This window comes from Phenylobacterium sp. (assembly GCF_030693625.1).
Classification (GTDB): domain Bacteria; phylum Pseudomonadota; class Alphaproteobacteria; order Caulobacterales; family Caulobacteraceae; genus Phenylobacterium; species Phenylobacterium ferrooxidans.
In genome coordinates, this window is sequence record NZ_JAUYAF010000078.1 from 14,802 (window position 1) to 28,296 (window position 13,495).

Annotated in this window: 11 protein-coding genes; 5 read left to right on the forward strand and 6 right to left on the reverse strand. The window is 68.2% G+C overall.

The genetic code is table 11. From position 1 onward, the window contains the following. Positions 1 to 8 precede the first annotated feature (8 nt). The 5 genes from Q8N10_RS18335 to Q8N10_RS18355 all read left to right on the forward strand — a co-directional run bounded on the left by Q8N10_RS18335 (position 9) and on the right by Q8N10_RS18355 (position 7,498). Positions 9 to 2,414: a M20/M25/M40 family metallo-hydrolase gene (locus tag Q8N10_RS18335; RefSeq protein ID WP_304774676.1), complete on the forward strand. Its 2,406-nt coding sequence runs from the start codon at positions 9 to 11 to the stop codon at positions 2,412 to 2,414. 23 nt (positions 2,415 to 2,437) lie between these two features. Further along, positions 2,438 to 2,788, forward strand: a complete 351-nt coding sequence (arsC, locus tag Q8N10_RS18340) for an arsenate reductase (glutaredoxin) (RefSeq protein WP_304774674.1) — start codon at positions 2,438 to 2,440, stop codon at positions 2,786 to 2,788. A 222-nt stretch (positions 2,789 to 3,010) separates the two neighbouring features. After that, a complete protein-coding gene (locus Q8N10_RS18345; RefSeq protein WP_304774672.1) occupies positions 3,011 to 4,378 on the forward strand; it encodes a M23 family metallopeptidase in 1,368 nt (455 codons plus the stop codon). 278 nt (positions 4,379 to 4,656) lie between these two features. Beyond that, a complete protein-coding gene (locus Q8N10_RS18350; RefSeq protein WP_304774670.1) occupies positions 4,657 to 5,889 on the forward strand; it encodes a TetR/AcrR family transcriptional regulator in 1,233 nt (410 codons plus the stop codon). 82 nt (positions 5,890 to 5,971) lie between these two features. After that, positions 5,972 to 7,498 carry a carboxylesterase/lipase family protein gene (locus Q8N10_RS18355; protein WP_304774669.1) on the forward strand — a complete coding sequence of 509 codons (1,527 nt, stop codon included), beginning with the start codon at positions 5,972 to 5,974 and terminating at the stop codon, positions 7,496 to 7,498. Here Q8N10_RS18355 and Q8N10_RS18360 read toward each other — a convergent pair. From Q8N10_RS18360 to ubiG, 6 genes are all read right to left on the reverse strand, one after another. Then, positions 7,495 to 7,647 (reverse strand): hypothetical protein, encoded by a 153-nt coding sequence (locus tag Q8N10_RS18360; RefSeq protein WP_304774667.1) that lies wholly within the window; start codon positions 7,645 to 7,647, stop codon positions 7,495 to 7,497. The two genes, Q8N10_RS18355 and Q8N10_RS18360, sit on opposite strands and share 4 nt — an antisense overlap. A 174-nt stretch (positions 7,648 to 7,821) precedes the next feature. Further along, entirely contained in the window at positions 7,822 to 8,904 is a 1,083-nt protein-coding gene (locus Q8N10_RS18365; RefSeq protein WP_304774665.1) for a Zn-dependent alcohol dehydrogenase, read from the reverse strand. 208 nt (positions 8,905 to 9,112) lie between these two features. Next, on the reverse strand, positions 9,113 to 10,036 hold the full coding sequence (locus Q8N10_RS18370) for an alpha/beta fold hydrolase (protein ID WP_304774663.1): 924 nt from the start codon (positions 10,034 to 10,036) through the stop codon (positions 9,113 to 9,115). 75 nt (positions 10,037 to 10,111) lie between these two features. Continuing rightward, positions 10,112 to 11,734 carry a long-chain fatty acid--CoA ligase gene (locus Q8N10_RS18375; protein WP_304774661.1) on the reverse strand — a complete coding sequence of 541 codons (1,623 nt, stop codon included), beginning with the start codon at positions 11,732 to 11,734 and terminating at the stop codon, positions 10,112 to 10,114. Between the two features lie 69 nt (positions 11,735 to 11,803). Beyond that, positions 11,804 to 12,607, reverse strand: a complete 804-nt coding sequence (locus tag Q8N10_RS18380) for an FkbM family methyltransferase (RefSeq protein ID WP_304774659.1) — start codon at positions 12,605 to 12,607, stop codon at positions 11,804 to 11,806. A 26-nt stretch (positions 12,608 to 12,633) separates the two neighbouring features. After that, positions 12,634 to 13,404 carry a bifunctional 2-polyprenyl-6-hydroxyphenol methylase/3-demethylubiquinol 3-O-methyltransferase UbiG gene (gene ubiG, locus Q8N10_RS18385; protein WP_305663972.1) on the reverse strand — a complete coding sequence of 257 codons (771 nt, stop codon included), beginning with the start codon at positions 13,402 to 13,404 and terminating at the stop codon, positions 12,634 to 12,636. Positions 13,405 to 13,495: the final 91 nt, after the last annotated feature.

Here is a 13,495-nt window from a genome sequence, read left to right on the forward strand (position 1 = left end):
GAGCGTTCATGTTGAGAAAAGATGTCCTGGTGGCCGTGGTCCTGGCGGTCGCCCTGATCGCGGCGGCCGTGGCGAACATGACACCCAGGCCGCTGGGCCTGGATGCGCCGGCCAACGTCTTCTCGGCCGGCCGCGCCATGGTCGACAACCGGGTGATCGCCAAGGCCCCCCACCCCACCGGCTCGCCCGCCAACTACGCCGTGCGCAACTACCTGGTCAGCCGCATGACGCAGCTGGGCCTGTCGCCGCAGATCCAGCGCATCGACGCCTTCCAGGAGCGGCCGGGCAAGGAGCCCCTGGTGATCGGCGGCGTGGTGGAGAACGTCATCGGCGTCCTGCCGGGCAAGGACCGCAGCGCGCCGGCCCTGGCCCTGATGGCCCACTATGACAGCGTTCCGGGCTCCCCCGGGGCGGCCGACGACGCCGCCGGGGTGGCGGCCGGCCTGGAGATCATGCGCAACCTGAAGGCGCAGGGTACGCCGGCCCGTGACGTCGTCCTGCTGCTCACCGATGGCGAAGAGGCGGGCCTGGTCGGCGCGTCGGGGTTCTTCCAGAGCCATCCCCTGGCCCGCCGCATCGGCTTCGTCATCAACATGGAGGCCCGGGGCGGCGCTGGTCCGGCCAACATGTTCGAGACCGCGGCGGCCAACGGCGCGGTGGTGGACATGTTCCGCAAGGTGGCGCCGTCGCCGGCCTCCAGTTCGCTGACCGTCTATCTCTACAAGCAGTTGCCTAACGACACCGACTTCACGGTGCCCCGAGAGGCCGGGATCGCCGGGTTGAACTACGCCTTCATCGCCCGGCAGTTCGACTATCACTCGCCGGTCTCGACGCCGGAAAACCTCAGTCAAGGCAGCCTGCAGCACCTGGGCGACGAGGTGCTGGCGACGGCCCGTGAAGCCGCCTTCGCGCCCGCCCTGCCCGGCAAGGCGCCCGACAAGGTCTATTCCAACACCCTCGGCTCTTATCTCTTGGCCTACCCGCCCCTGGCGGGCTGGGGGGTGCTGGCCGTGGCGCTCGCCCTGACGGCGCTGGGCGTCTGGCGCGCGCGCCGGGCCGACGCCTTTGTCTGGGCCGACGTCGCCAAAGGCGTCGGGGCGGCGCTCTACCTGCTGCTGACCTCGGCCACCCTCTTCATGCTGGCGCGCCGGGTGACAGGCGCGGGCTTTGGCTTCTACGATCAGGCCAAGCTGCTGGCCAATGTCCACCTGTGGGAGCTGGCCCTGCTGGTGGTGGGGATCGGCGCCCTGCTCTACACCGCCGCGGCGGTGGGCCGGGGACGCATGCGCCTGGCGGCCGCGGGCCTGGCCCTGCTGGCTGGCTTCCTGTGCACCGCCGTGTCGGATTGGAACCTCATCGGCCTGGGGATCGGTGGAGCCGGGGCCGTCGTGGCCCTGCTGGCCTTCGGACGCCCCGCGGGCGTCGCCGGGACCTGGACCGGGGTGCTTGGCCTGGCCTTCCTCGCCGCCCTCGCGCTCCAGATCATGGCTCCCACCGCCGCCTTCCTGATCGCCTGGCCCCTGGCCTTTGGCGCCTTGGCCGGCGCCGTCAGCGGCATGGGGACCTGGCGGCCCATCGCCGCGCCAATCATCGTCGCCGTGCTGGCGGCGGTGGGCCTTCAATGGGTGCTGAGCTACGCGCACGGAGTCTTCATCGGCATCGACATGGTGGAGGTCCAGGCGCTGTTCGTCTGGCTGAGCGCCCTGCTGCTCTGGCCGCTGATCCAGGCCGAGCCGGAGGAGACCCGCCCGCGCACCGTGGCCCTGATCGTCCTGGCGGTGGGCTTCGCGGTGGTGGGCCTCGTCCGAACCATCCCCCCGTGGAGCGCGCGCCATCCGCAGCCCGCCATCGTGGCCTATGTCGTCCAGGGCGCCACCGGCCAGGCCAAGCGCTTCAGCCTGGCGCCCAATCCGCCGGACTGGGCGCGCACCGTCCTCAAGGCCGACGGCGGCCACATCGTGAAGGATGACGCGCCGGGCGGCTGGCGGGGTTCCCAGGGCGACATCCTGTCGGCCTGGGCCAAGCCCGTGAACCCCCTGCCCCCAGCGGTCATGCTCAACCGCGTGATCGACGGTTCCCTGGAGGTGAGGATCGTGCCGCCGGTCGGCGCCCGGACCCTGACCCTGGACATTCGCCCGACAGGCAAGCTGACCCACGCCACGATCAACGGCCGCCCGGTCAAGCTGCTCACCCAGCCTGGCCAGTGGAACCGCATCTATTGGCAAGGCGCGGCCGAGGGCGTGGCGGTCGGCTTCCGCGCCAAGGGCCCCGGGGTCATAGACACCCGCTACACCGCCACCACCGAGGCCTGGCCAACCGACGCCAAGCCCCTGCCCAAGATGCCGCCGAAGGTCTCGGGAAACTCGATCTCGGGTTCCACCATCGTCACCGGCGAGCAGCGGTTCACCTGGTGAGGCGGAGAGGCTAAAGGAAGCCCATGAGCGACATCACCATCTATCACAACCCCGCCTGCGGCACCTCGCGCAACACCCTGGCCCTGCTGCGTGAGAAGGGCCTGGACCCGACGGTCGTGGAGTATGTGAAGGTCGGCTGGACCCGGGATCAGCTCCACGACCTGACCAAGGCCATGGGGGTCGGGGCGCACGACATCCTGCGGGTCAACGGCACCCGGGCCGATGAGCTGGGGCTGAGCGATCCGGCCGCGTCGGATGACGCGCTATTCGCCGCCATGATCCTGGAGCCGATCCTGGTGAATCGGCCTATTGTCGTAACACCCAAGGGGGCCGCCCTATGCCGTCCGGCGGAACTCGTGCTTAGTCTTCTGTAGAGGAGGCGCGCTTAAGCAACCCGGGTGACGAGATGTCGCCGCAATCCCGTTGGATGAACTCCTGCCGTGACAAATGGACCAGTCCACCGCGGGGTCACATACGGTTAACCAAGGGGGGCCACGATGGCCCGGCCTGCGTTTTGCTGGCTTGCATGCCAGATGCGCCATTTTGAACTTGCCAAGGTCAAGCTTGGCTAGAGCGATATTAGTAACGGGGGCACGATGCACGAGTTCGATCCGAGACGCCCAACCCTGCGTCTTGCGCCGCGCCTGCTGGTCGGTGTTGCCGGTTTCGCCGCCCTGGCTCTAGGCTGGAAGCTGACCGCCGCCGAGGCGACCGCACCGACGCCGCCCCCGCTCGACCCCGCCGCCATTTCCGCCCTGCAGCACGCCGCCTTCACCCAGGCCGAAGCGCAGCCCGGGTTCACCCGGCCCGAAAACATCGCCGTCAAGATTCAGCCGGGTGAGACCTTCGAGGCCGCCGTCCTGAGGGCCGGCGTCGCCCCCGATGACGCCCGCCAGGCTGTCCAGACCCTGGGCGAGGCCATGGACACCGTCCACATCAAGGCCGGGCTCGCCTTTGACGCCGCCATCGCCAAGCCGCGCGGCGAGCGTGGACCGGCGCGCCTGATCGGCCTGTCCCTGCGCACCGGCCCGGCCACGGCGGTGACCGTCTCACGCACCTTCGACGGCGCCCTGCGCCTGCGGGAGATGGAAGAGAAGATTCGCGACGAGACCACGGTCGCCCAGGGCGCCATCACCGGCTCCCTGTATGAGAGCGCCTCGCGCCTTGGGGCCACCTCTTCCATCACCGCCCAGATGGTGAAGCTGTTCTCCCACAAGGTGGACTTCGACCGCGACATCAAGCCGGGCGACAAGTTCGAACTGGTCTTCGACCGCAAGGTCACCGAGAGCGGCCGGACCGTCGAAACCGGCGACCTGGAATATGCCGAGATCAAGGGCATCCGCTTCTATCGCTTCGAGATGCCCGACGGCGACGTCGAGTACCTCGATGACGCGGGCAAGAACATCAAGGGCTTCCTGCTGCGCACCCCGGTGGACGGGGCGCGGATGACCTCGACCTTCGGCATGCGCCGTCACCCGATCCTGGGCTTCAACCGCATGCACCAGGGCATCGATTTCGGCGCGGGCTCTGGCACCCCGGTGCTGGCCGCCGGCGACGGCGTCGTGGTGGAGGCCCGTCGCTGGGGCGGCTACGGCAACTGGCTACGCATCCGCCACGCGGGCGGTTGGGAGACCGGTTACGCTCACCTGTCGCGCTACGCCAAGGGCCTCAAGCCCGGCCAGCGGGTGCGCCAAGGTCAACTGGTGGCCTATGTCGGCTCCACCGGCGCCTCGACCGGTCCCCACCTGCACTACGAGACCTGGATGAAGGGCCGACGCGTCAGCCCGATCGGCGCCAAGGTGCCCACCGGCACAGTCCTGGCCGGCGCCCAACTGGCCGCCTTCCGCGCCAAGAAGGCCCACATCGACAAGCTTGTCAGCCATGCCGAGGCCGAGGCGTCCCAGGGTGACACCCGGAAACTCGCCTCGGCGGACCCGATCCAGGTCGCCGGGCTGCGGCCCTAGAGCCGCCGCCAGGGGAAGAGCGACCGCAACCGCGCGTCGCGCAGCCAGAGGGCCGCCCCAGGCCATCACGGCCAGGTAGACGCCGAACCTCCCGGCCTCCCCCGACTGTGGCCGGGGGTCTCGAGGCGCTTCCCCAGGACGAACGAGGCCACGGGAAGCCGACAACGTCATGATGACGTCCGCCCGGCCACCGCGCCCAGGTGTGTCGCGACGCCGCTTTTCCGACGCGCCCCGGCGCTCTAAGGTCTGGCTTAAGTCTCTGTCGGAGCAACGATTCCATGGCCCCCGCCGCCAATCCGTCCAAGGTCCGCGCCCGCTACGCCGCCAAGCGTGACGCGATCATGGCGGCGGCCACGGAGGTCTTCAAGGACCGTGGGGTCTCAGGATTCACCCTGGCCGCGGTCGCCAAGATGATGGACCTGCACCCCGTCAGCCTCACCTACTACTTCAAGCGCAAGGAAGACCTGGCCGCAGCGGTCCTGCACGACACCATCCGCCGCTGGGACGCCATGCTGGACCAGGCGTTCCAGGAGACCGAGCCCGCCGCCCGACTGCGTCGGTTCGTGGTCGCCTATTTCGAGGTGCGCCGGCTGATCCAGCTGGGCGAACAGCCGCCCCTGGCGCCCTTCAGCGAGATCCACCTGATCGAGGGCGACCAGCACCAGCCCCTGATGCACTCCTTCCGCGAGCTCTATGTCCGGATCGGCCACTTCGGCAAGACCGACGCCCTGCCCTGGATGACCCGCGCCCGGCGCGCGGCCCTGGCTCGCCTGATCGTCGACCAACTGGGCTGGGCCGACGCCTGGCTGGCCCTGTATGAGCCCGGCGACTACGCCCGCGTGGCCAACAGGATCGCCGACACCTTGCTGAAGGGTCTGGCGGGCGAAGGGCAGGCCTGGCCGGACCTGCCGCTGCTGGCGTTGGGCTCCCCCGTCGCCCAGAACGACGAGGTGACCCGGGAACGGTTTCTCATCGCCGCCACCGACCTCATCAACCGGGAGGGCTATCGCGGCGCCTCGGTGGACAAGATCTCGGCCCAGCTCAAGGTCACCAAGGGCTCGTTCTATCACCACAACACGGACAAGGATGAGTTGGCCGCCGCCTGCTTCCAACGCACCTTTGACCTGATCGACGAAGCCCGGAACCGCGCCTGCGAACAGCCGGACGGCTGGCGGCGCATCTGGCTGGCGGTCTGCTCCCTGATCCATCATCAGGCCTCAGGGGAAGCGGGCCGCATGCTGCGCCACCACGCCATGGCGGCCGTCCCCAGGCCCATGCGCCGCAGGCTGCGCCTGCGCTTCCAGCAGATCGCACACGCCTTCGCCGGTCAGATCAGCGACGGCGTGGCCGACGGCTCAATCCGCCCGGTGGACGCCCTGCTGACCGCCCAGATGCTGATGGTGGCCTTCAACAGCGCCAATTCCATGGACCCCGTCCGCCACCCAGGCTCCACCCTTCGGGTGATGGAGGACTATGCGCGCCCTGTGCTGATGGGCGTCTTCTCCGAGTGACCGCCAGCGTTGCCATCTTCCCATACCCAGGCGCAGAATGACGTCAGGGGCCGGTAGAGCCCTCGTTCAGGAGGAGGCTCAGATGGCCGACGACATGGCGCTCGCGCCGCTCACCCGCACCTCGGTGGTCAAGACCAGCAACGGGCCGGTCCGGGGCTATGTCGAGGACAGCCTGCAGGTGTTCAAGGGCCTGCGCTATGGCGCCCCGCCGACCGGAGAGGGCCGGTTCAAGCCGCCCCGGCGGCCGGCGGCCTGGTCCGAGGTCGCCGAGGCGGTCAGCTACGGCGCGCCGGCCATCCAGTCGGGCATGGCGCCCGGCGAGCGGGGTTCCTCCGCCGGTGATCCGCCCGCGCCCGACGAGCCTGGCTCCTCCGAGGACTGCCTGTTCATCAATGTCTGGACGCCAGGTCTGGACAGCGCCAAGCGGCCGGTCATGGTCTGGCTGCACGGGGGCGGCTTCGCCAACGGCTCGGGCGGCGCGGCCATGTACGACGGTGGCGCCCTGGCCCGAAAGGGCGACGTGGTGACTGTCACCGTCAACCATCGCCTCAACGTCTTCGGCTACCTGCACCTCGGCGACGTGTTCGGGCCGGAATACGCCCAGTCGGGGGTCGCTGGCATGCTGGATATCGTCCAGGTGCTGGAATGGGTGCGTGACAATATCGAGGCTTTTGGCGGTGACGCCTCCAACGTCACCATCTTCGGCGAGAGCGGCGGCGGCTGGAAAGTCTCCCTGTTGATGGCCATGCCGGGCGCCACGGGTCTGTTCCACAAGGCGATCATCCAGTCGGGCCCAGGCCTGCGCGGCGCCACGAAGGCCGATGCGGGCAAGACCGCCCAGGCCTATCTGGACCTGCTGGGGGTGAAGGACGCCGCCGGCCTTGCGGCCATCGACACCGAGACCCTCAGCCGCGCCAGTGTGAAGGTGGGCGACCGTATGCGCGGCTTCACCCCGGTGGTGGACGGGGTCGCCCTGCCCCGCGATCCCTTCGTCCCCGACGCCCCGGCCATCAGCGCCGACGTCCCGGTGCTGATCGGCACCAACAAGGACGAGAGCACCCTCTTCATGATCGGCGATCCGAAGTTCGGCGAGCTGACCGAAGAAGACCTGGCCAAGCGCTCCAAAGCCGCGGCCGGGGACAAGGCCGAGGCCCTCGTCGCCGAACTGCGCAAGGTCCACCCCGACTATTCGCCCACCTACCTGGTCAGCGCCGCCCAGACGGCCACGGGCATGTGGCTGGGCTCCATCACCATCGCCGAGCGCAAGGCCGCCCAGAGGGCCGCGCCGGCCTATGTCTATATGCTCACCTGGGAGACACCGGTGTCACGCGGCCGGCTGAAGTGTCCCCACGCCCTGGAGATTCCCCTGGTGTTCGACAATGTCGAGAAGGCCCGCAATTTCGTGGGTCGGGGGGACGAACCTCAGGCGGTGGCTGACCAGATGTCCTCCGCCTGGCTGGCCTTCGCCCGCACCGGCGACCCTAACGCACCCGGCCTGCCCGCCTGGGCGCCCTATGACGCCGACACGCGCGCCACCATGCTGTTCAATGTCGAGAGCCGGGTTGAGAATGACCTCAACGCCGGGGTTCGGAAGGTGCTGCAAGCCTAGGCGGCCTTGTCCTTGACCGGGTCCGGCGGGAGGGAGTCCAGCACCCGCCGGATCATCTCCGCGTCGGTGACGATGGGCGGTGGCTCGCCGAACCGCATCTGCCAGATATGGGCCAGGCGCAGCAGCTCGGGGTCGGACTGGTCGGCCATGGGGTTGCTCCTCAAGGGGGGTACCCGGACCTAACCCCCCGCATCCCCTCCAGTTTCCGAGGTTCACGTCTTTATTTATGGAATACAGAGGCTTAACCCTAACGGCGAGCCCCGGCCACGAAAAAGGCCCTCCCGCGAGGGAGGGCCTTGCCTATTTCCGGATCGCCGAAGCGATCAGTCGAACATGATGACGGAGCGGGCGAGCCCGCCCTTCTTCATATCGTCGAAGCCTTCGTTGACCTGTTCCAGCTTGATGCGCTGGGAGATCATCTCGTCGAGCTTCAGCTTGCCCGACATGTACATGTCCACCAGGCGCGGCATGTCCACCGGGAAGCGGTTGGACCCCATCATCGAGCCCTGAAGCTTCTTCTCGCCCAGGAAGGCGGCGCCCATCAGGGTGATGGTCTGGCCGACCGGGATCATGCCGATGATGTTGGCGGTGCCGCCGCGGCGAAGCATGTTGAAGGCCTGCTCGGCGGTCTTGGACAGGCCGATGGCCTCGAAGGAGTGATGCACCCCGCCCTTGGTCATTTCGAGCACTTCCTTGACCGCGTCGGTCTGCGAAGCATCGATGAAGTCGGTGGCGCCGAACTGCATGGCGAGATTGTGCTTGGAGCCCACGTTGTCGATGGCGATGATCCGGCCAGCGCCCGCGATGGACGCGCCGTTGACCGCCGCCAGGCCGACGCCGCCCAGGCCGATGACGGCCACGGTCTCGCCCGGACGGACGCTGGAGGTGTGGATCGCGGCGCCGACGCCGGTCATCACCGAGCAGCCGATCAGGGCGGCGCGGTCGAGCGGCATGTCCTTGCGGATCGCGACGCAGGCGTGCTCGTGGATCAGCATCTGCTCAGCGAAGGACGACAGGTTCAGATACTGCGCCATCGGGCCGTTGGCGGCGCTGAGCCGGGGCTCCTCGTCCTTGTCGCGCTTGGTCTCGGGCGAGACGCAGAGCGACAGGTGGCCGGTGAGGCACTGGTCGCAGTGGCCGCAATAGGCCGAAAGGCAGGTGATGACGTGATCGCCCACCTTCACCGTGCGGACTTCGGAGCCCACCTGTTCCACGACGCCGGCGCTCTCATGGCCCAGAACCGTCGGCAGGACGGTCGGATACGAGCCCAGCATGAAGTGCAGGTCGGAATGGCAAAGGCCGGCGGCCTTGGTGCGGATCAAGACCTCGTGGGGACCCGGCTTGTTGATCTGGACGTCTTCGATCTGAAGCGGCTTACCCACTTCGCGCAGCACTGCGGCTTTCATCCTGGCGTTCCCCAACAGCGCCCGATTGATCCGGGCGGATTATCGAAGTCCGGGTATGCCCAAGACTTCCGAGAGGCAGACCTTATCGCCGTTCAGGTGACGCGCGCCAAGGGAAATTGGGTTTGCTGGGGTCGGTCGTCAAAGCTCCGACCTGCGACACGGCCGCAGCCGTCCTGGCGAGAGATCCGGCGTCACGGAGACTTGTTCATCAATTCGCCACCGCGACCCTGGCCTTGGGTTTGGCAAGCCACAAGCGGTTCGGCCACCGGGGCCAGCTGAGCTTGAACGCCAAGGGCCTTGGTATGCAGCCCTCGAGGGTCGCCAACAGATCCTCCGCCGGGCCATCGTTCAGGAAGTGGTTGGCTCCGCTCACCCGCTCAAAACGCATGGGCCGGCGCGTGCGGGTCTCCGCCACCAGCTTCTCGGCCAGTTCGATCGGGGCGAAGTCGTCCTTGTCGCCGTGCACCACGTGGACGGGAACCCTCAACCTGCGCAGCGCGGCATGCATGCCTTCCAGTTGGCCGGCCTGATTGGTGACCTCCAGGACCGCGTGCCGCACGTCCCGGGGGATGATCTTCAGCATCCGCGCGCCCACCTTGAGCAGCCACTCGGCGGTCGGTCCCGGCTGGCCATAGTAGCCCGAGAGCAGCACCAAGCCGGCGACCTTGCCAGGGTTGGCGGACGCCATCAGCGTCGCGATGGCGGCGCCATAGGATTGGCCCACCAGCAGGATCCTTTGGCCGGGCTTGGCCTGCAGCAGGGGACTGAGGGCGAGAGCCTGCTGTCCAATATCACCGACATATTCCACCGGCTCAGATCCCGCATAGCCGGGGCGGTCCACCACCACCATCTCCCGGTCCTCGGGCAGGGCGGCGATGGCCGGGGCCCAGTACTCGGCCCACGACGGGGCGCCGGTGACGACGACGATCTTCCAGGGGGCGGGCCTGGCGCGAGGGCTTTCGATGGCCGACAGCCTCCAGCCCAGGCCGCCGCCCGCGGCGAAGCTGATCCGCCGAACCACGGTGTCAGGATAGTCATCGGCGACGGGGACGTGTTCCTGCCGGCCCCGGACAGCGGATTCCGCCACGGCCCAGGTGATCTCCAGAACGCCCTTGGGCCGTTTACGCGCCACGCTCGATACTCCGCCGTCCCGACTCAACTGGGGTCTGAACGCGGGATGGCCAGCCGGGTTCGGGCGCGCAGCCCCTTAGTTTGAGGGGGCTGTGCCCAACTGGTCACGGAGCTCGCGCTTGAGCACCTTCCCGGTGGGGCCGATCGGCAGGGCCTCGACGATGCGCACCTCGTCGGGCGTCCACCACTTGGCGACGCGGGCGGCGACGTGGGCCTTCAGAGCCTCTGGGTCGGCGGTCTGGCCGGGACGCAGGGTGACCAGCAGCAGGGGCCGCTCGTCCCACTTCGGATGCGGCACCCCGATGGCCGCCGCCATGGCCACGGACGGGTGGGATGAGACGGCGTCCTCCAGGTCCAGGGTGGAAATCCACTCTCCCCCCGACTTGATCACGTCCTTGGCCCGATCGGTGAGGCGCAGGTAGCCTTCCGGATCGAGGGTGGCGATGTCACCTGTGTCAAACCAGCCGTCGTCGGTGAAGGCCTGGGCGCCTTCGTTCTTGAAATAGGCGGAGGACACCCAGGGGCCGCGCACCTGCAGGGCGCCCGGGCTCACGCCATCGCGGGGCTGTTCGGCGCCGTCGTCAGCCAGGATGCGCATCTCCACGCCCCAGAGCCCCCGGCCCTGCTTCAGCTTGCGTGCGGTGGCTGTCGTCGGGTCCTCTCCGGCGTGGGTCGGCAGGGCGGTGTTGATGACCCCCATGGGACTGGTCTCGGTCATGCCCCAGATCTGACGAACCGACGCGCCTACTTGGTCCTCGATGCGAGAGATCAAGGCCGCTGTGGGCGCGGAACCCCCAACGGCGACCGTGCGCACCGTGGTGAGCTTCTGGTTGGTCTGGTCGAGATGATCGAGCACGCCGATCCAGATCGTCGGCACGCCCAGCAGGAAGGTGGCCTTCTCGGCCACCGCCAGTTCGCAGATCGAGGGGCCGTCGAGATGTCGGCCCGGCAGGATCAGCTTGGCCCCCACCAGCGGCGCGCCATAGGGGGTGCACCAGGCGTTGGCGTGGTACATCTGGGCGCAGGGCAGGACGGCGTCCCGCGCCCCCAGGTCGAAGGCGTCGGGCTGCACCATGGCCATGGCGTGCAGCACGGTGGCGCGGTGCGAATAGAGCACGCCCTTCGGATTGCCCGTGGTGCCCGAGGTGTAGCAGAGGCCCGAGGCGGTCCGCTCGTCCAGCTCCGGCCAAATGAAGTCCGGCCTGTTGGCGGCGATCAGCTCCTCATAGACCAGGGTCCCGGCCGGCGCCTCCGCGGGAAGATGCTCGCGGTCGGTGAGGGCCACGAAGGTCTTCACCGTGCTCATCTTGGGCGCGAGCTCGCCCACCAGTTCGCCGAAGGTGATGTCGAACAGCAGGACGCTGTCCTCGGCGTGGTTGGCCACCCAGGCCACCTGATCGGGATGCAAGCGTGGATTGATGGTGTGCAGCACCGCCCCGATGCCGCTCACGGCGTAGTAGAGCTCGAAGTGGCGATGGGTGCTCCAGGCCAGGGTCGCGACGCGGTCGCCGCGCTTCACCCCGAGGGCCGTCAGGGCTTTGGCCATCTGCTTGGCGCGCACCAGCGCGTCGGCATAGGTGTAGCGGTGGATCGGCCCCTCAACGGTGCGCGTCACCACCTCCCGGTCGCCATGATAGGCCGCGGCATATTCCAGGATGGACGGCAGGTTGAGCGCCCGGTCCATCATCAAGGCCAGCATCGCTGTCCCCTCCCCCATATCGTTGTTGGGGTGAGGTTTAGGACGTTAGGCCGGTGGCGCGCTAGGGGCCTAGGCCGCCATCCGCGCCTTGAAGACACCGTCGGGGAGTTTCGCGGCGCGGCTGGGGTGGACGAAGAAGTAGTCCTTCCAGGGAAGGTTGGGCACCACCGTGGTGCGTTCCTCAAGCCGGTCGCCGTTCAGGGCGAACATGCGGTAGCCGCGTGAGCGGAACATATCGACCACCGCCTCGGCCGTGCCGCCGAAGCGGGCCTCCAGCATGGCCGGGTGGATTTCCAGCAGCACGTGGGGGCGGTCGCGATCGATGATCTCCAGCGCGCCGGTGAGCGCCTTCTGCTCCGCGCCCTCGATATCCATGCGGATGAAGTCGACCCGGTTGACGCCATGGGTCTCGCAGTACTGATCCAGGGTCACCACCGGGGTCGGCTGCAGCTCAACGCCGACATCCTCCAGGTCGGGGCGGACCTTGCCCTCCGGAGCTGCGTCCGAGACGAAGGCGTAGGCTCGGCCCATGCGGCCCGAGGTCTTCTTCGGCGTCACCAGCAGCATCTCGCCCGGCGCGTCGGACACCGCGGCGTGGATCGGGGTCACCTGGCGGGAAATGCCGTGCCAGGCGAGGCAATGCTGCAGCACCTCGAAGGTGAAGGCCGAGGGCTCGAAGGCATAGATGCGCGCGTCGGGCGCCACCTGGGTCATCACGTAGGAGTGGCGGCCGTCACTGGCGCCCACATGCAGGCATACGGGGGCGCCGGACAGCATGTCAGCCAGGTACGGCGTTTCCGGCTCGTGCTTGGCCCACTTCATATTGCGCCGCCAAGCGCGGAAGGCGTGACTGAGCACGCGTATCGAAGCCATGTATTGGTCCTTTGAACGGGCCGTGTTTACGACGCGTCGCGGGTGACAGTCATCATGTAGTTGATGTCGCAGTCTGACGACCGGCACCAACGGCCGTTCATGGGGTCGTAGGCCACCCCGAACGGCCCTTGAACCTGCAGCTTCTCATCCTTGAGGAAGCCGCGCAGTTCGTCGGGCTTGAGGAACTTGGTCCAGTCGTGGGTGCCTGCGGGCAGCCAGCGCAGCACATATTCGGCGCCGACCTTGGCGAGCGCGAAGGCCTTCAGGGTGCGGTTGAGGGTGGCCACGATCATCAGGCCGCCGGGGGCCAGCAGGCGCGAACAGGTCCGCAGGTATTCCCCCGGATCGGCCACGTGCTCGATCACCTCCATATTGAGGATCACGTCGAAGGGGGGCGTCCCCTCCGCCAGCAACTGCTCTGCGGTGGCGCAGCGATAGTCGATGGTCAGGCCCTGCTCGGCGGCATGGGTGCTGGCTGTGCCGATATTGCGCTCCGAGGCGTCCACGCCGGTGACCGCAAAGCCCAGCCGGCTCATGGGCTCCGACAACAGCCCGCCGCCGCAGCCGATATCCAAGAGACGCAGGCCCTCGAACGGCCGCCGCGCCAGAGGATCACGGCCGAACCGGGCCAGCGTCTTGTCGCGAATGAAGGTCAGCCGGGTCGGATTGAACCGGTGCAACGGCGCGAACTTGCCATGCGGGTCCCACCATTCGGCGGCGATCCTGGAGAAACGCTCGACCTCTTCGGGATCGATGCTGGAGCGGAGATCAGGGCTTGCGGACATGGCTTCACATATAGCGTGCGGCGAGGCTTGCGGAAGGGCGGCGCGTCGACACGGCCGTGGAGGCCGCAGCGCCACGGGCTGTGACTTGCGAATGTTACATTGC

Bases quoted from the DNA above. Each gene is read 5' to 3' on its own strand.
- Q8N10_RS18335 (WP_304774676.1), top strand. From the start codon at position 9: ATGTTGAGAAAAGATGTCCTGGTGGCCGTGGTCCTGGCGGTCGCCCTG.
- arsC (WP_304774674.1), top strand. From the start codon at position 2,438: ATGAGCGACATCACCATCTATCACAACCCCGCCTGCGGCACCTCGCGC.
- Q8N10_RS18345 (WP_304774672.1), top strand. From the start codon at position 3,011: ATGCACGAGTTCGATCCGAGACGCCCAACCCTGCGTCTTGCGCCGCGC.
- Q8N10_RS18350 (WP_304774670.1), top strand. From the start codon at position 4,657: ATGGCCCCCGCCGCCAATCCGTCCAAGGTCCGCGCCCGCTACGCCGCC.
- Q8N10_RS18355 (WP_304774669.1), top strand. From the start codon at position 5,972: ATGGCCGACGACATGGCGCTCGCGCCGCTCACCCGCACCTCGGTGGTC.
- Q8N10_RS18360 (WP_304774667.1), bottom strand. From the start codon at position 7,647: ATGGCCGACCAGTCCGACCCCGAGCTGCTGCGCCTGGCCCATATCTGG.
- Q8N10_RS18365 (WP_304774665.1), bottom strand. From the start codon at position 8,904: ATGAAAGCCGCAGTGCTGCGCGAAGTGGGTAAGCCGCTTCAGATCGAA.
- Q8N10_RS18375 (WP_304774661.1), bottom strand. From the start codon at position 11,734: ATGCTGGCCTTGATGATGGACCGGGCGCTCAACCTGCCGTCCATCCTG.
- Q8N10_RS18380 (WP_304774659.1), bottom strand. From the start codon at position 12,607: ATGGCTTCGATACGCGTGCTCAGTCACGCCTTCCGCGCTTGGCGGCGC.